Source organism: Arthrospira sp. PCC 8006 (genome assembly GCF_046480465.1).
Classification (GTDB): Bacteria; Cyanobacteriota; Cyanobacteriia; order Cyanobacteriales; family Microcoleaceae; genus Limnospira; species Limnospira platensis.
The window spans coordinates 1-14,483 of record NZ_PKGG01000132.1; the positions used below are offsets into that span (position 1 = coordinate 1).

Genomic DNA, 14,483 nt, shown 5'->3' on the forward strand with positions numbered 1-14,483 from the left:
GAGTTTTTGCAAGCCTATGGGGGCGGTCAGTTTCCCTGGACGGGGGCGGAGGTGGCGGCGGATGTCTATCTCTATCAACGGGCGGCCTATCACTTCCGTAAGGCGGGGGAATTGGAGGTGTTGCGGGGGTTATTGTGGGATTTTGCTTGGTTGCAGGGGAAGTTAGAGGCGACGGATACGCGATCGCTGTTGGCGGATTTTGAGGCGGTTGGGGAAGATGAAGACCGGGCGCTGAGGGTGCTGGAAGGGGCAATCCGCTTATCGTCTCATGTGTTAGACCAGGATAAAACGCAACTGGCGGGGCAGTTATTGGGGCGGTTATTGTCGTTTGTGGAGTCTCCCCAAGCCTATCGTTATTTTTGGGAAAAAATCCCCGTGGTGGGGCGATACTTGCCGAAATATGCCGCCCCTCAACAGCAAAACGCCAAGGGTGCAACTGTCGGAGAAATTGAGCAACTCCTCAATCAAGCCCAACAATGGCAGGACAAACCCTGGTTTCGTCCCCTCACCGCCAACCTCACCCCACCCGGCGGGCCACTGATTCGCACCCTCTCTGGGCATAGTCGCTCGGTAACATCAGTGGCGATCGCCCCCGACGGGAAACGAGCCGTGTCTGCATCCTGGGATAAAATCCTGAAACTGTGGGATTTGGAGCAGGGGAGGGAACTCGCTACCCTCTCTGGGCATAGTGACAGGGTAACAGCAGTGGCGATCGCCCCCGACGGGAAACGAGCGGTGTCTGCATCGGGTGATAACACCCTGAAACTGTGGAATTTAGCCACGGGGGAGGAAATCGCCAGTTTTACCGCTGATGCATGGTTTTGGGCTTGTGCCGTTGCCCCGGATGGGGCGGGGGTGGTGGCGGGGGATAATTCAGGGCGGGTGCATTTTCTGCGGTTGGCGGGGCTGTGAGGGTGCAGGGGGGCAGGGGAGGGGAGGGGAGAAACCGGGTTTCTGTGGTGCTAATTACCGTTAACTGTTATTGCCAAAAAGAAACTCGGTTTCTGAACCGCGAAAAAGAAACCGGGTTTCTGAACTTCACCGGGTTTATGCGCTAAATTTGGGTGAGGAGGCAAGGATTGTCCGAGAAACCCTCCGAACATCGCACGATAATCAAGTTAATCTGTATTGGAGTGAGCCGCCATGAGTTTATCCCTTACGCCAGAAATTGAACAACGGATTGCCCAGCAATTAAATCAGGGAGGCTACCAGTCAGCAGATGAACTGATATTAGCCGCCTTGGAACTATTAGACAAAAGAGAACAATATCTAGCCGAACTGCGCCAACAAATCGAAATCGGGGCAAGCCAAATTCAACAAGGAAAAGTTACAGATAGAGAACTTGTATTTAATCGACTGCTGAACCGTTTACAGCAACAAACTGAAGATTCCTGATGGGAAATTATTCATTCTCTGATGCTGCCCTAGCCGACTTAGACGAAATTTGTGCATCCCTGTCGGCAATAAACCCAGACGTAGCGATTAGATTTTTTGAAAAAGTCCGGGATAAGTGCCGTTAGTTTGCTCAATTTCCCAACATGGGCAAAAACTACAGTCACATTAAAGCAAATCTCCGAGGTTTGATTGTGGAAAATTACATCATATTTTACCTTCCACGGCCTGACGGCATAGATATTGTTCGCATCATTAATGGGTATCGAGACTTAGAATCATTGAATATTTGAAAATCTGTAACCGGGCTTCTCTACTCAGCTTGGGGAATAACCGGCAACTCCCAGCAACCCGGTTTCTGGTTTGTGGTGATGGGAAAGCAACCCGGTTGCTAAAACCATCCGATCAAAGCCTCAAAGATAGTCAAACCTATAATGGAGAAGCACATTTCCCGGAGCCGACTCTATGTTACTCAGCGAACTGTTACCCACCGTTAATCAGTTATCTCATCAAGATAAACTTCGACTGCTTCACTTTCTCCTCTTGGCAGTCGCTAAGGAGGAAGGGTGTAGCCTAGAACTAACCGGAGAAGTTGACTCAGCAAATGAGTTGCTCGAGCAGCTTGCATCGACTGAGGCAGTGGTATGGTCGCCGCAAACAGATAGCGCATCTGTTCAGGCTTTGTCGGATCTTCTGGTGGCAGCAAAGGAAGGTAGCATCTAATGCTTGATGGACAACGATATTCATTCACCGAACGCATTGATAGTCTTGGGCGCTCTGCCATCATGCCCTATTTACCCTTGACGCTCACGTTAGGCGATCGCTCTGTGGAAGTGACTGCGTTGCTAGATACAGGCGCAAGTGTCAATGTTTTGCCCTACGAGATAGGTTTACAACTAGGGGCAATCTGGGAAAATCAGACGGTTTCAATCCCCTTAAGCGGGAATTTAGGTCGAAGCGATTCACGAGGTTTGGTGGTATCAGGTGCGATCGCTCAGTTTCCTCCCGTGCTACTTGCGTTTGCTTGGACTGAATCGAGAGATGTCCCCGTTATTCTTGGACAAATGAACTTCTTTGCAGAGTTCAAGGTGTGTTTTTATCGACATGAGTCGGCTTTTGAAGTTTGCCCGAAGGATAGATGAAATCAATCAACTTAKTCGGTGGGGATTTGTGGGGGTTGCCGACTTAACCGATTCCGAAAAACAACAAGCAAAATATGTCGCTAAACAGATGGAGCGATCGCCCCCGACGGGAAAAGAGCGATTTCGGCCTCTGAGGATAAGACTGTGAAACTATGGGATTTGGCTACGGGGGAAATGTTAGCGACCTTTACGGGGGATGGTGCGATCGCTTCCTGTGCGGTTGCTGCTGATGGCGTGACGGTGGTAGGGGGGGATTGGTTGGGACGGGTGTATTTCCTGCGTTTGCACGGGTTGAGGGGTTGATAAAGGGGCTTTGTTAATGCGATTGGGGTGAGGCGGCAAAGGTTAGGGCAGAAACTGGGTTTATGGGATGTGGGTGGAGAGCAAGAAAATCCCTAGATCAGCCAGGAAAAAAAACAGCCAACTCACCGAACCCGCCCCCAGCGATCGCATGAGGCGATCGCCCAAATTACACCCATTCCTCCGAGTCAGCAATTACGACCTTATGGATTATCTGCCGGAGAATTTGTCGTCGCCGATGATTTCGATTCTGCTTTGCCCGAAGATATCATCAATGTCGTTGAGGGAAAATAAATTATTTTCAGTTTAATCTGATTGATAATGATAACGTGCTTGTAAAAAATAAACCTTATTTTCTGTTACTTTGTAAACTAAACGATGCTCTAAATCAATGCGTCTTGACCCAGTATCTGGGGCAATATATTTTAGGGGTTCAGGTTTTCCTAACCCGGTAAACGGTTCACCATTAAGGACATCTGCGACTAAATCTAGGATTTTATCCCCTTTTTTGGGTTCAGTGCGATACCACCAAGCTAAATCTGCTTTAAAATCGGGACTAAATACAGGAAAATAACCCGAGATATGATGATTAGGGGTTTCATTGGCTGGTTTTTTCTTTTTAGGACTCAACTCCTAACTCCTCTTTTAATTCAGCTACCGTTTGAGGAGTGGCGGTGCTATTTTCTGACCATTCTAAAGCCCGAAATAAACGTTTCGCATTTTCAGGCGATCGCAGTAAATAGACACATTCTAATAAACTCTCTAGCTCATCTTGGGCAATTAACGCCACATTTTTCTCATTACGGCGCTTAATGACCACAATCTGACGCTCATCACACACTTGATCCAAAATAGTGGCTAAATTCATTCTCGCTTGAGAATAAGTGGTTTCTTTGCTTAACATCATTTTTGCTAGATAACTTGTACAACATTATTGTACAACGATTTACTTAAAGTCTGAACCTGATGCTCGGCGATCGCTCCGTGGGGTTTCCAGAAGGCAAAATAGTAGATACAGCACCCCAGGAGCTAGACCTGAAACTTAACGAACTCTTGCCAGCCATTCCCACCCAAACCCCCCACCACTAGCTCCAGAACTCCAACCCGCCAACTTTCATGGGCGAGAGCCAGTGGCTCGTTGTCGTCTTTGAGCGACACTTCAGGGCGATCGCACCCGGTGAAATGGCGATCGCACCACGGGAGGCCATCCCATGAACTTTATTCCCAAATCTAGCGACCCTAGTTGTGAAGGATGGTTAAAGATGCTCGATAGAGCTTTCCGCCAGCCAAATCTACAAGCCAATTTAGCCTCTAATACCATTGCTGCGTCTGTGACTACCCCTGACCCATTTCTATGAGAAACCAGGTTTCTTGGCAAGATTTGGGTGAGGATGCCGGATAGTCCTAGCCACCCGGTTTCTGAGGTTGTGGGTGGGTGAGGTTGAGAAACCGGGTTTTTTGACTATTCTGGGTTATTTTAGCGGAAGAGTACATCTGAACGCATTGTCAGGGTCAGATCTTGTTCTGGGTGAATGACAACTACATCCACGTGACCGCGACCAATGAAGACTCCCGCCAGAGCCCCTAGTCCCGCGCCGCCCAGGACTTCCTCAGTGGCGATCGCTTTATCTCCGAGTACCCCCGCCAAAGCCGCCGCCGCCGCCGCACCCACAGCAGCACCTTTAAGGATATTACCAGCAGAAGGTCCACGACGGACGGTTTCCGTGCGGGTGACAACATTAGAATTAGCATCAAGACGATATCGGCGATTATTGCTGACAATCACCTCATTAGCCACAAACTGGGAACCACCAGAAGCGGGTCGCAATTCCCCAACAATTTCCGCCCCTGCGGGTATCCAAACCCGTCCTTGGTTAGTGCGGATATCTCGGGCGACTACCATAGTCAGAGCGGTCGTTTCTGTGGGGGTGAGAACGATTTTCTCAGCTCCTGGGTATTCTACGGGAATAGTTGTTCCGGCGGAAATTCTTTCCCGTTGTAGAGAACCAGGTAATTGTTGAGCGCGGGCTACGGTTTGATGTAGCAATAGGGGGGCTGCTAGTCCAGTAGTTAAACCGAGGGTGAGGAAGATGGATGTAGCAGAACGGTAGAGTTTTTGGTGGAACATAGTTTACATTATCCTCGGAGCTAAATTAATTGATTTGTCTCTATTGACGTGGATGGTTTGAATTTAGTTCACAATTTCTGGAGAAATTTGTGGAACCCGGACAGTTAAAGTTGACCAAAAGCTGAGGGACTGGGCGATCGCTTTTCGGCGACAGGGTAGGTTAATTAGGCTTTACGGGCAGTATTTAGCACACAAGGACTCACCCTGTCTCTATAGTCTATCTGGGTTAAATGTTAACGGGGATTTTAGGGAACAGGTACAGAATATTCTCTTTCTCGGACCGAAGGACCTCTGACCACAATTCGGAAACGGCGAGACGGGGGGAGTTGGGCGATTAAATCGAATTTACCTTCGGAATCCGTGACGATCGCCCGATTATCAATATAAACTATATCCATGGGATCTACTTGTCCTACAATTCTAGCTCTCCTAGGGCTAAGTCGCGTTACCTGAAACACTTGTAAAGCAGACAAAGGTGGAGTTAGATCAGGAACAGTGGGGGGTAGGTTAAGGTTAACTACGGAAAATTTTTGTCTGTTAACTTGGGTTTCTTCACCCTCTGCGGAAGTTCCGACAATACCTTCAACGGTGCTAATACCCGTTTTACCATCTGGTCCAACATCGACCCCAAAGGAAGTTCCCCTAACTCCGGCGACAGTTACAGGGGTTTCTACTCGAAAAGGGGAGGCTTCCACAGACTCTTCGGAGTTTTGGGAGTCTTGGCTAAATATTCCTTCCCAGTTTAAGGCGGCGATTTCCTGGGGAGGTTGAGAAGCGGTAGAATTACGGAATGGGGCGCTAACAAAACGGGCGATGGAAGACCTAACCCGACCTTTGGAAATAAAAACAACTGTTTCTTGGTTAGGGTCGAGTCCTGGTTGTCCTGATAGGCTTCTAATTTCCAGGGTGGTGTTTTCTGCTAATTCTAAAACACCGATATTGCTATCTACTCGTAAAATAGCGATCGCACGCCTTCCGGTTGTGATCACGTCTGCCACCCCTAAGCGATCGCCCAATCTGGCGGGGTTACCATTAATGGTAACTCTTCCCTGGAGTTCCTCTACCATCAAACTGCGGGTGGCGGTCCGGTTAACCTGGGATAATGGGGAGGTATTGGCTATGGCGGGTTTAATAGCGCCTAATATACCTAATTCCACCATTGTAATGGCGATCGCCGTCATTCCCGGTATAAGAAAGAAGGCATACTTAAAAAAGTTGTCACGGTTGGGCTTTAGCCAACTGGTCCCTGTTGTTACCATTTTCCTAATTAAATCTATGGTGTCGCTTCAGTTTACGCAATTTACCCGGCGGGTTATCCCCTTAGTTGCTGTGGTCTCTTTGGCTTTAGTCGGATTTACTCCGATTTTAGTTGCCATAGCTGAGGAGGTTACTACCCCAGATCCACGTCTGACAGAGGCTGAGACGGCTTTTGCTGCGGGGGCGAAATTAGTACAAGAGGGGTCTCCAGAATCTCTACAACAGGCTCTAGTTCAGCTTAACCAAGCCTTACTATTGTATCAACAAGTGGGTTTAGGGTCCCAGGCGGCTGAGACTTTGCTGGGTTTGGGATTAGTTTATAAGAGTTTGGGGGACTTGCGAGCTAGTTTAGAGGCTTATCAGCAGGCTTTGAGTTATTATGAGAGTAGCGATCGCATTTTGGATGCTGCCTATAGCCTCAACCAAATTGGCAAAATTCATTATGAGTTAGGGGATTATCAAAAAGCAGTTGAAGTCTATCAACAGGCGATTATTTTTTATGGTCAAGGGGGAGATCTGCGGGGGAAAGCCTACGCTTTGAATAATTTGGGGGCGGTCTATGAACCTTTAGGGAAGTTTCAAGAAGCCCTGGAAGTTTACACCCAAGCGTTAGAATTACACGAGCGGGCTAATAATAGGGTGGGATTGGCTAGTAGTCTAAATAATTTGGGTTTGCTTTATGATGCTTTGGGGAATTTTGAACTGAGTTTAGATTATTATAAGCGATCGCTTAGTTTATGGCAAGAGTTAGATCATGCTCACGGGGAAGCTAGTACCCTGAATAATATCGGGTTATATCATGAGTCTCAGGATGATTTTGAGGAGGCTTTACAAAGTTTTCAACAGGCTTTAGGACGATATCAAGAAATTGGCGATCGTCGGGGAGAGGCTACTACTCTTAATAATATTGGCTTTACCTATACCAGGTTGGAAAACTGGAATGCTGCACAACAGTCTTATCAGCAAGCGTTACCTTTATGGGAGGAAATTGGCAACCGTGGCGGACTGGGAAGCACTTTAAATAATATCGGTGTGGTTTATGCGGCACTGGGAGAGTTTGACCGGGCTTTAGAATTTTATCAGCAGGCTTTAGTTGTGCGCCAAGAAATTGGCGATCGCCCTAGGGAAGCCTTATCTTTATATCGGATAGCGATCGCCCATAGGGGGTTAGGTAATCAAGATGATTCTCTGAGTGCTATTCAAGCCGCCATTGAGATTATAGAAGATTTGCGAACTAATGTGGTTAGTCAAGATTTAAGAACCTCATTTTTTGCATCCAAACAAGAATATTATGAGTTTTATATTGACTTGTTAATGGAGTTGAATCAACAAAATCCGGGACAAGGATATGATGGTTTAGCCTTAGCAGTTAGCGAACGTGCTAAAGCGCGATCGCTTTTAGATTTACTAGCCGAAATGTCCGGGGAAGTACAAGGAGGTATTGATCCGCAAATATTAGCGGAGAAACAACAAATTCAGCAACAATTAGCCGCTGTAGAAGAGCGTCGCATTCAACTCCTCAGTCAACAGCATACAGACTCTCAAAAAACGGCTATTGATAATGAATTAGAACAGCTACTAATTAAATACCGCAGTATTTTAGGTCAAATTCGCGCTACCAGTCCCCGCTATGCAGCCCTGACTCAACCACAACCTTTAAATTTAGCCGAGATTCAAGAAAGGGTTATCGACCAAGATAGTTTATTATTAACTTATTCTATTGGTGAAAAACGGAGTTTTCTATGGGCGGTTACTTACAACTATATTAGTAGCTATGAACTCCCAGGTAGAGAAGTCTTAGAAGCTGAGACTAAGAGATTTCGAGATAGTTTCATTTTTGGGAATCTCAGAATCCGGCGGACTTTGGCAGAAAATGCCGCCAAAAATTTAGGTCAAATTATCCTAGGACCATTGTCTAATTATGAGGACAAAAACAGAGTTTTAATTGTCCCTGATGGGGTATTAAATTTTGTCCCTTTCGTGGCTCTGGCTTATCAATCAAGTGATGAAGAATATCGCCCTTTAATTATTACCAGAGAAGTAGTCACCCTCCCTTCTGCTTCGGCTTTGGCGGTTTTGAGAAATGAAATCTTAGGTCGAAAGCCGGCAGAAAGATACTTAGCAATTTTAGCAGATCCGGTATTTGGGATTAATGATGAAAGATTAAATAATACTAATGGGATTAATGCAACTTCTTTGCCTCCTGATTTAGAACAGTCAGCGCGAGAGTCTGGCATATTATTTGACCGCCTACCTTTTACACAGACGGAAGCGGAACAAATTGTATCTTTATTTCCGGCAGAATCTTTTAGTAAAGAATATGGTTTTGGGGCTACCCGCGAGGTGGCTACCAGTGACAAAATGAGTCAGTATAGAATTATTCATTATGCTACTCATGGGATACTGAACAGCCAAAATCCTGAACTGTCTGGCTTGGTGCTTTCCTTGGTTAATTCTGAAGGTCAGCCCGTCAATGGTTTTGTGAGACTTCATGATATTTTTAACCTAACTTTACCGGCTGACTTAGTAGTGTTAAGCGCCTGCGAAACTGGTTTAGGACAACAGGTTAGGGGGGAAGGTTTGGTAGGACTGACGAGGGGATTTATGTATGCTGGGGCGGCGCGTGTGGTGGTGAGTTTATGGAGTGTAGATGACCAAGCTACAGCGGAATTAATGGTGTTATTTTATCGTTATATGATCGACAATGGTCTATCTCCCGCCGCCGCACTCCGTCAAGCACAAATTGAAATCTGGCAAAACTCTCAATGGCATTCTCCCTATTATTGGGCGGGTTTTACTATTCAGGGAGAATGGCAAAATTAGCTATATATTAGGGTGAGGTACTTCACATATAATAACTTACCCAGGAAACGATTAAGCTGACGCACCGCTATTAATGTTCAGTTAAAAATACTCAGATTAAGCGATCGCACTATTTCCTGAATCAAAAATAAACCCGCTACTGAATTTCCGGTATCATCAAGGGGAGGACTATAACAAGCGATCGCCCCCCAACCGGGAATCACCGATAGCACCACCCCACTGACTCCCGACTTAGTAGGGACTCCCACCTGCACCGCAAATCGACTAGAGGCTTCATATAAGCCACAGGTCATCATCAATGCTTTCACCTGTCTACAGGGTTCTATCCAACTCGGTTGAGGAGACTGCAATAATAACATCCCCAATTTAGCTAGATCTTCGACTGTGGCAGATAAACAACAAATATGATTGTAAGCGTCAATGGCAGCGATCGCATCAGAAATAGTCCCCCGGTGATATAATTCGGTGGTGATGGCATGATTACGAGAATTGGGGGCGGAACGCACAGAATTGAGGGTATCATCATCCAATTGCAGAGAACAGCCGCCCCAGTGATTTAACCAATCACATAAGACTTGGCATCGTGTTTGTCCATCAGGGCCAGGAAGCAACGCCGATAAAGCGATCGCGCCACTATTAATCATCGGATTACGGGGCCAGCCGCCGTCAGCTTGCAATTGTTCCAGAGAATTGAAGGGATAATCAGAGGGTTCCATTCCCACCTGTGCAAATATGCGATCGGCCCCCAACTCTACCAACATATACAACAGCAGAAACGGCTTAACCACACTCATTAGGGAAAATCTCAGATCAGCATTGCCCAATAAATAACAGTTCCCCTGACAATCTAAAACTTGAACTGCGAATGCCTTTGGAGATACCATAGCTAACTGAGGAATATAGGTCGGTAAACTGCCTTGATCGCTGCGAGACTTAGCGGCTTCAACCCATACCTGTAGTTGCACCAGGTTTAAACTCAATCTTGCCTGAGTATTCATAGGCTCATAGATTAACCAAAACTCTATTATCTATTTTGACTCCGATTTGGGCGAGTTATAGCACACCGGATTGGGTCTGTTATCTGTTCGCTGCTATAGTTTCCCAGAACTGCGCCGGAATATGGCAAGATGGGTTAGGGAAAAAAATAATAATTTATGCTGAATTTGTCCGAGTCCATAATGAATACCTGTAAACGCTGGCTGAAAACTGGCCTGATTGCCCTATTGCTGTGTGTTCTTTCCGTTGGTCTGAGCGCAGCTTGGTGGGATGGCGGCAGCAGCACCCCAAAACGGGAAAGTGTCTTACCTGCTGGTAATGCTATTACTGATGGTAAGGCACTCCTACGCTATGCTCTCCCGATTGACAATGAGCCGATCCGCAAATTTCAGAGTAGCCTCGAAGAGATTGCTGGTCGCATTAGGGGTAAGCGCTGGAGTCCTATTAAAGGGGATATTACCACTGCTGCTAGGATTTTATCTATCAATGAAGGGGATATTTTGGCTAGTATCCCAGACGATCGCCAAGCTGAGGCTAAGGCTATTATTGAGGAACTCAGGGCAGAAATTGAGGTTCTGCGATCGGCTTTGGACATTAAAGACGGTGAAACACTCCTAGAAACCCGCGCCTCTATGTTGTCTCAGGTGACTCAGCTTGAGGAAATGATGGTTGGGGAATTTCCTTTTGAAGTCCCCGCAGAATATGCCAATATTCCCCAACTCAAAGGCCGTGCTACCGTGAAGATGACTACTTCTGAGGGAGATATTACCCTGGTGGTCGATGGTTATAGCGCTCCGGTAACGGCCGGTAATTTTGTGGATTTGGTGCAACGTGGGTTTTATGATGGGTTGGAGTTTATCCGCTCGGAAGAGTCCTATGTTTTGCAAGTCGGAGATCCTCCCGGTCCGGAGGAAGGATTTATTGACCCCGACACAGGCGAATATAGGGCTGTTCCTCTGGAAATTTTGGTGCGTGGGGACGATGAGCCTACTTATGGGATTACCCTAGAGGCGGCGGGTCGTTATCGTGATCAGCCAGTTTTGCCCTTTTCTGCTTATGGAACTGTCGCTATGGCTCGTCCTGAAAGTGACCCGGACGGCGGATCTTCTCAGTTTTTCTTCTTTTTGTTTGAACCGGAACTGACCCCGGCGGGACTTAATTTGCTTGATGGTCGCTATTCTGTGTTTGGATATGTGACTGAAGGTAAGGAAGTCTTGGAGAATTTGACCCAGGGTGATGCGATCGCATCTGCTAAAGTCATTCAAGGCTTAGAAAATTTGGTTCAACCTAAGAAGTAGCCTTAAAAAGGCTCCCCAGTGGCAATTTATTAATTGCCACTACCCCCTCTCATCGATGATTTGACTCTTTCATCATTATTATTTGTGCCAGCTATTATGGCTATTTTAGAATTACTATCTGTCGCGGCTTTGGGTGTTCTCGTGGGATTGTTCCTGGTTAATATCAATTCTAAACGCGATGAACAACGCCAGCTTGATAATGCTTTTTATCAATTAATTGAATCCCAAGATGGTGAAATTTCTTTAATTCAGTTGGCGGCTTTGGCGCGGGTTAGTGCTGATGTCGCTCAAGAATATTTAGACCGACAAGCCGGGGTATTTGCTGCTATTCCTGAGTTTGACCAAGATGGTAATACCTTCTATCGATTTCCTCGCTTACGCCTTCCTAAGCAGTTTCAAGAGCGATCGCCTGATCAGGATTGGTAAAACCCCCACCATAAAATCAGTTAATAGCTGGTGGTCAACTGTTCGTTTTTTTTGATAAGTACAACGTTTGGGAAGAAAAAAATGTTATCATGGATACGAAAGTGAATTTAAAATCGGTTATTTTTCCTGCCTCTGTAGGGTTGTTATAGGGTGTACCCGTCTAGTTTTTTCCCCAAGACTTAGTTTCAGAAATCTATAGATGATGAGTAACCGAGTCGGGTGCGAGATTCCTGTTAAATTGCTTCAGGAAGATGAAGGAGGGAAACGATGAGCCATAACCCTTGAGCGCTCACCCTTGAGAAGTAGGGTATCAAAGGGAGTTAAATCATGGGATATCACAGGATTTTAGTGGCGCTAGATAGATCGAATCATAGCGAATTGGTTTTAGAGCAAGCGATGGAACTAGCGCAAAAAAACTCAGCGGAACTAATGATTTTTCACCGCCTGGAGGTTAGCGAACCGGACCCCTATGGTTTTAGCGATCTTCACGCGACTAATATTGCTCGTTACTCGCGAATCATGCAGGATCGGCTAGAGAGTGAACTGGACCAGATCCGCAGTTGGCTAACAGCTTGTACTCGTCGTGCTACGGACGAGAATATCACTGCTGACTGGAATTGGAAAATGGGGGATGCGGGACGTTGCATCTGTCAAATAGCGAAGGACTGGAATGCGGATCTAATCGTGGTAGGACGCAGGGGATACGAGGGGGTAATTGAGGCGTTGCTGGGAAGTGTGAGCAACTTTGTGGTTCATCGCGCCCCCTGTTCAGTTTTAGTAGTACAGAGTAGCGATCGCCATTAAGAAAACATTCATAGAAAACGAAATCAAATAGCGATCGCCCAATTTAGGGAATAGAGTCCCGGTAAGTTTAAACGGATCTATTTAGGTTTAGTTCTAACACTTACCGGGCCATTAACAGTAGTTTGACAAGCCAAGCGGTAGGTATCAGGTTTTTTCTTGAGCATTCGTTCTTCCACCGGAGTTTTAGGGGAGAGATTTTCCATACCCTCAACCACTTCCACAATACAAGTACCACATTGACCGTAGCCGCCACAGTTGAGGAGTTTTCCCTTTAAGGTATACAAATCAATCTGATTTTCCATCGCTTTGAGTCGGAGATTTGCGCCATCAGCGGCAATAACTTCGCGGTTTTCGTTGACAAAATTGATGTTAGCCATGATGAATTTTTGAATCTAGGAAGGTTAGGTTGACAGAGATTTTGTTGTGATCAGACAAGGCTTTGAGGAAAGGAAGTTTCCCAAAGTGTCTACCAAATAATCTGTATAATCTGTTTTTGGGGAAACCGACATCCTTGGACAAGTGAATTGCAGTTAAGGTTGATCTTGAAGGATATTATCGGGGAGATTGCTAACAAATCGCCTCAATTGAGCCAGAGCGCGGTTATAACCAATAATTGCTCTGAGCAACTGGTTTTGGGCGCGGGTAAGGCTAGTTTCTTGGTTAATGACATCAGTTTGAGTACCGACACCTGCTTGGAAACGGAGCCTAGCTAATCGGAGAGCTTCTGTAGCTTCCTCAACGCCTAGGTTAGCAACTCCAATGTTCTCAAAACTAGCTTGTAGGTTAAAGAAGGCTTCCTCAATTTCTCGGCGGATTTGGTTGCGGGTTTGGGAAAAGCGTTCTTCAGCGATCGCTATACCCAGCTCCTGTTGTCTAGCCCTAGACCTAGCGGCACCCCCATCAAAGAAATTCCAACGCAACTGCAATTGAACATTATAACCATCAGCCCAACCCTGAGCCGCAAAGCGATTAGCGTCATCAGAAAGCTGTCCAAGAACGTTATAACTAGCGGAACCAGTTAAATTAGGTCGAGTGGCAGATAAGGCCTGTCTGCGTCTTTCTTCAGCTAAATTACGGTTAACTAACTGTGTTTCCAATTCGGGGCGATTCCGATAGGCGAGGATGATAGTTTCATTGAGGGTAAATTCCCAAGTTCCCGCCAAGGATATCGGGTCTGCTGCCACTAAATTGACATTTTGACTGACATTTAATAGGCTAGCGAGATTGCGCCGAGATGTTCTCTGGCTGCTAATGGCGTTAGTCAAATCCTGCTGGGTGCTGGCGAGGGTAACACGAGCCTGTAAAACCTCAAAGCGGGTACCCACCCCAGCGCGTTCGAGGGCTTCTGCATCCTCCAAACTTTTTTGAGCGTTGCGAACTGCGGCGCGCTGAATTTCGACTTCCGCATCGGCTGCTTGTAGGTTGTAGTAGGTTTGGGCGACGTTAAGATAACTTTCCTCAATCACCCGTTCTAGTTCTAACTCTGCGGCTCGCAGTTGCTGTTCGGCTTCTCTAATTCGTGCGCCTCTAGCTCCATTTAAGCCAAAATCATATTGAATTTGCAGGGAGTTATCAAAGCTGGTAGAGCCAAAGGGGATTTGAAAGGGGGTTGTGTCAACTTCGCCTCTGGCGGCGGCTTGGCGACGTTGATTGCGAATCCGACGATTTTGGGCGCGGGTGGATATGGTGGCTCCTGCTGTTTCCGAACGGGTCAAGCTGGAGGTGAATGATAGGGAAGGGAACAGTTCTGATTGAGCAACTCGCAACCCCGCCAGATTTTGATCAAGCTGGAGTTGTAGAACTTGGATTTCTGGGCTGTTGCGCCGCACCAAATCAAATGCTTGTTCTAGGGTAATGGGAACGGTTTCTTCGATTTCTMCTTCCCCAGGTTGGGTAGGAAAATCCAGGGGGTTAGTG

The 14,483-nt window shown here is 46.6% G+C and carries 19 protein-coding genes and 2 pseudogenes; 13 read left to right on the plus strand and 8 right to left on the minus strand.

Annotated features, from left to right (window positions below; genetic code table 11):
• The 7 genes and pseudogenes from B9T16_RS17715 to B9T16_RS17745 all read left to right on the plus strand — a co-directional run.
• Positions 1-912: pseudogene (locus tag B9T16_RS17715) on the plus strand (hypothetical protein); the annotation flags it as partial.
• 231 nt (positions 913-1,143) lie between these two features.
• Positions 1,144-1,395 (plus strand): type II toxin-antitoxin system ParD family antitoxin, encoded by a 252-nt coding sequence (locus tag B9T16_RS17720; RefSeq protein WP_410245378.1) that lies wholly within the window; start codon positions 1,144-1,146, stop codon positions 1,393-1,395.
• A complete protein-coding gene (locus tag B9T16_RS17725; RefSeq protein ID WP_231852156.1) occupies positions 1,395-1,520 on the plus strand; it encodes a type II toxin-antitoxin system RelE/ParE family toxin in 126 nt (41 codons plus the stop codon). The genes B9T16_RS17720 and B9T16_RS17725 overlap by 1 nt, the downstream gene beginning before the upstream one ends.
• 15 nt (positions 1,521-1,535) lie before the next feature.
• A pseudogene (locus tag B9T16_RS17730) lies at positions 1,536-1,685 on the plus strand (type II toxin-antitoxin system RelE/ParE family toxin); the annotation flags it as partial.
• Between the two features lie 172 nt (positions 1,686-1,857).
• Positions 1,858-2,115 (plus strand): hypothetical protein, encoded by a 258-nt coding sequence (locus tag B9T16_RS17735; RefSeq protein ID WP_006616027.1) that lies wholly within the window; start codon positions 1,858-1,860, stop codon positions 2,113-2,115.
• Positions 2,115-2,534: a hypothetical protein gene (locus tag B9T16_RS17740; RefSeq protein WP_410222918.1), complete on the plus strand. Its 420-nt coding sequence runs from the start codon at positions 2,115-2,117 to the stop codon at positions 2,532-2,534. The genes B9T16_RS17735 and B9T16_RS17740 overlap by 1 nt, the downstream gene beginning before the upstream one ends.
• A gap of 144 nt (positions 2,535-2,678) precedes the next feature.
• Positions 2,679-2,837 carry a hypothetical protein gene (locus tag B9T16_RS17745; RefSeq protein ID WP_014275277.1) on the plus strand — a complete coding sequence of 53 codons (159 nt, stop codon included), beginning with the start codon at positions 2,679-2,681 and terminating at the stop codon, positions 2,835-2,837.
• A 60-nt stretch (positions 2,838-2,897) separates the two neighbouring features.
• On the opposite strand, the gene B9T16_RS17750 is transcribed toward B9T16_RS17745, so the two are convergent.
• From B9T16_RS17750 to B9T16_RS17760, 3 genes are all read right to left on the minus strand, one after another.
• Positions 2,898-3,029 (minus strand): hypothetical protein, encoded by a 132-nt coding sequence (locus B9T16_RS17750; protein WP_286131386.1) that lies wholly within the window; start codon positions 3,027-3,029, stop codon positions 2,898-2,900.
• 111 nt (positions 3,030-3,140) lie between these two features.
• Complete coding sequence (locus tag B9T16_RS17755; protein WP_410245379.1) at positions 3,141-3,464, minus strand: Txe/YoeB family addiction module toxin; 324 nt, start codon at positions 3,462-3,464, stop codon at positions 3,141-3,143.
• Positions 3,454-3,741, minus strand: a complete 288-nt coding sequence (locus B9T16_RS17760; protein WP_199318129.1) for a type II toxin-antitoxin system Phd/YefM family antitoxin — start codon at positions 3,739-3,741, stop codon at positions 3,454-3,456. Before B9T16_RS17760 ends, B9T16_RS17755 begins: the two co-directional genes overlap by 11 nt.
• Positions 3,742-3,800: 59 nt before the next feature.
• Here B9T16_RS17760 and B9T16_RS17765 point away from each other — a divergent pair, with 59 nt between their 5' ends.
• Together B9T16_RS17765 and B9T16_RS17770 are read left to right on the plus strand one after the other, a co-directional pair.
• Entirely contained in the window at positions 3,801-3,923 is a 123-nt protein-coding gene (locus B9T16_RS17765) for a hypothetical protein (RefSeq protein ID WP_286131385.1), read from the plus strand.
• 122 nt (positions 3,924-4,045) lie between these two features.
• Entirely contained in the window at positions 4,046-4,192 is a 147-nt protein-coding gene (locus tag B9T16_RS17770) for a hypothetical protein (protein WP_410245380.1), read from the plus strand.
• 119 nt (positions 4,193-4,311) lie between these two features.
• Here B9T16_RS17770 and B9T16_RS17775 read toward each other — a convergent pair whose 3' ends face one another.
• Both B9T16_RS17775 and B9T16_RS17780 read right to left on the minus strand, forming a co-directional pair.
• Positions 4,312-4,962 carry a hypothetical protein gene (locus B9T16_RS17775; protein ID WP_317271105.1) on the minus strand — a complete coding sequence of 217 codons (651 nt, stop codon included), beginning with the start codon at positions 4,960-4,962 and terminating at the stop codon, positions 4,312-4,314.
• 245 nt (positions 4,963-5,207) lie between these two features.
• Positions 5,208-6,221 (minus strand): FecR domain-containing protein, encoded by a 1,014-nt coding sequence (locus tag B9T16_RS17780; protein ID WP_410245381.1) that lies wholly within the window; start codon positions 6,219-6,221, stop codon positions 5,208-5,210.
• 16 nt (positions 6,222-6,237) lie between these two features.
• Here B9T16_RS17780 and B9T16_RS17785 point away from each other — a divergent pair, with 16 nt between their 5' ends.
• Positions 6,238-9,042, plus strand: a complete 2,805-nt coding sequence (locus tag B9T16_RS17785) for a tetratricopeptide repeat protein (protein ID WP_410245382.1) — start codon at positions 6,238-6,240, stop codon at positions 9,040-9,042.
• A 77-nt stretch (positions 9,043-9,119) separates the two neighbouring features.
• Here B9T16_RS17785 and B9T16_RS17790 read toward each other — a convergent pair whose 3' ends face one another.
• On the minus strand, positions 9,120-10,040 hold the full coding sequence (locus B9T16_RS17790) for a glutaminase (protein ID WP_410245383.1): 921 nt from the start codon (positions 10,038-10,040) through the stop codon (positions 9,120-9,122).
• 156 nt (positions 10,041-10,196) lie between these two features.
• Between B9T16_RS17790 and B9T16_RS17795 the strand changes: the two genes are divergently transcribed.
• The 3 genes from B9T16_RS17795 (at position 10,197) to B9T16_RS17805 (ending at position 12,566) form a co-directional block, all read left to right on the plus strand.
• Positions 10,197-11,336: a peptidylprolyl isomerase gene (locus B9T16_RS17795; protein WP_410245384.1), complete on the plus strand. Its 1,140-nt coding sequence runs from the start codon at positions 10,197-10,199 to the stop codon at positions 11,334-11,336.
• A gap of 33 nt (positions 11,337-11,369) precedes the next feature.
• The gene (locus B9T16_RS17800; protein ID WP_006620156.1) at positions 11,370-11,762 is read left to right on the plus strand and encodes a hypothetical protein; all 393 of its coding nucleotides are present in this window, start codon (positions 11,370-11,372) and stop codon (positions 11,760-11,762) included.
• 327 nt (positions 11,763-12,089) lie between these two features.
• Positions 12,090-12,566, plus strand: a complete 477-nt coding sequence (locus B9T16_RS17805; protein WP_006620155.1) for a universal stress protein — start codon at positions 12,090-12,092, stop codon at positions 12,564-12,566.
• Between the two features lie 77 nt (positions 12,567-12,643).
• Here the strand turns inward: B9T16_RS17805 and B9T16_RS17810 are convergent, their stop codons facing one another.
• The gene (locus tag B9T16_RS17810; RefSeq protein ID WP_006620154.1) at positions 12,644-12,943 is read right to left on the minus strand and encodes a 2Fe-2S iron-sulfur cluster-binding protein; all 300 of its coding nucleotides are present in this window, start codon (positions 12,941-12,943) and stop codon (positions 12,644-12,646) included.
• A 153-nt stretch (positions 12,944-13,096) separates the two neighbouring features.
• A partial coding sequence (locus B9T16_RS17815; RefSeq protein ID WP_410245385.1) for a TolC family protein occupies positions 13,097-14,483 on the minus strand: 1,387 nt, incomplete at its 5' end.

What these genes read in the sequence shown, in the direction of transcription:
- B9T16_RS17720 (WP_410245378.1), top strand. Translation starts at nt 1,144, where the DNA reads ATGAGTTTATCCCTTACGCCAGAAATTGAACAACGGATTGCCCAGCAA.
- B9T16_RS17725 (WP_231852156.1), top strand. Translation starts at nt 1,395, where the DNA reads ATGGGAAATTATTCATTCTCTGATGCTGCCCTAGCCGACTTAGACGAA.
- B9T16_RS17735 (WP_006616027.1), top strand. Translation starts at nt 1,858, where the DNA reads ATGTTACTCAGCGAACTGTTACCCACCGTTAATCAGTTATCTCATCAA.
- B9T16_RS17740 (WP_410222918.1), top strand. Translation starts at nt 2,115, where the DNA reads ATGCTTGATGGACAACGATATTCATTCACCGAACGCATTGATAGTCTT.
- B9T16_RS17760 (WP_199318129.1), bottom strand. Translation starts at nt 3,741, where the DNA reads ATGATGTTAAGCAAAGAAACCACTTATTCTCAAGCGAGAATGAATTTA.
- B9T16_RS17765 (WP_286131385.1), top strand. Translation starts at nt 3,801, where the DNA reads ATGCTCGGCGATCGCTCCGTGGGGTTTCCAGAAGGCAAAATAGTAGAT.
- B9T16_RS17770 (WP_410245380.1), top strand. Translation starts at nt 4,046, where the DNA reads ATGAACTTTATTCCCAAATCTAGCGACCCTAGTTGTGAAGGATGGTTA.
- B9T16_RS17775 (WP_317271105.1), bottom strand. Translation starts at nt 4,962, where the DNA reads ATGTTCCACCAAAAACTCTACCGTTCTGCTACATCCATCTTCCTCACC.
- B9T16_RS17780 (WP_410245381.1), bottom strand. Translation starts at nt 6,221, where the DNA reads ATGGTAACAACAGGGACCAGTTGGCTAAAGCCCAACCGTGACAACTTT.
- B9T16_RS17785 (WP_410245382.1), top strand. Translation starts at nt 6,238, where the DNA reads ATGGTGTCGCTTCAGTTTACGCAATTTACCCGGCGGGTTATCCCCTTA.
- B9T16_RS17790 (WP_410245383.1), bottom strand. Translation starts at nt 10,040, where the DNA reads ATGAATACTCAGGCAAGATTGAGTTTAAACCTGGTGCAACTACAGGTA.
- B9T16_RS17795 (WP_410245384.1), top strand. Translation starts at nt 10,197, where the DNA reads ATGCTGAATTTGTCCGAGTCCATAATGAATACCTGTAAACGCTGGCTG.
- B9T16_RS17805 (WP_006620155.1), top strand. Translation starts at nt 12,090, where the DNA reads ATGGGATATCACAGGATTTTAGTGGCGCTAGATAGATCGAATCATAGC.
- B9T16_RS17810 (WP_006620154.1), bottom strand. Translation starts at nt 12,943, where the DNA reads ATGGCTAACATCAATTTTGTCAACGAAAACCGCGAAGTTATTGCCGCT.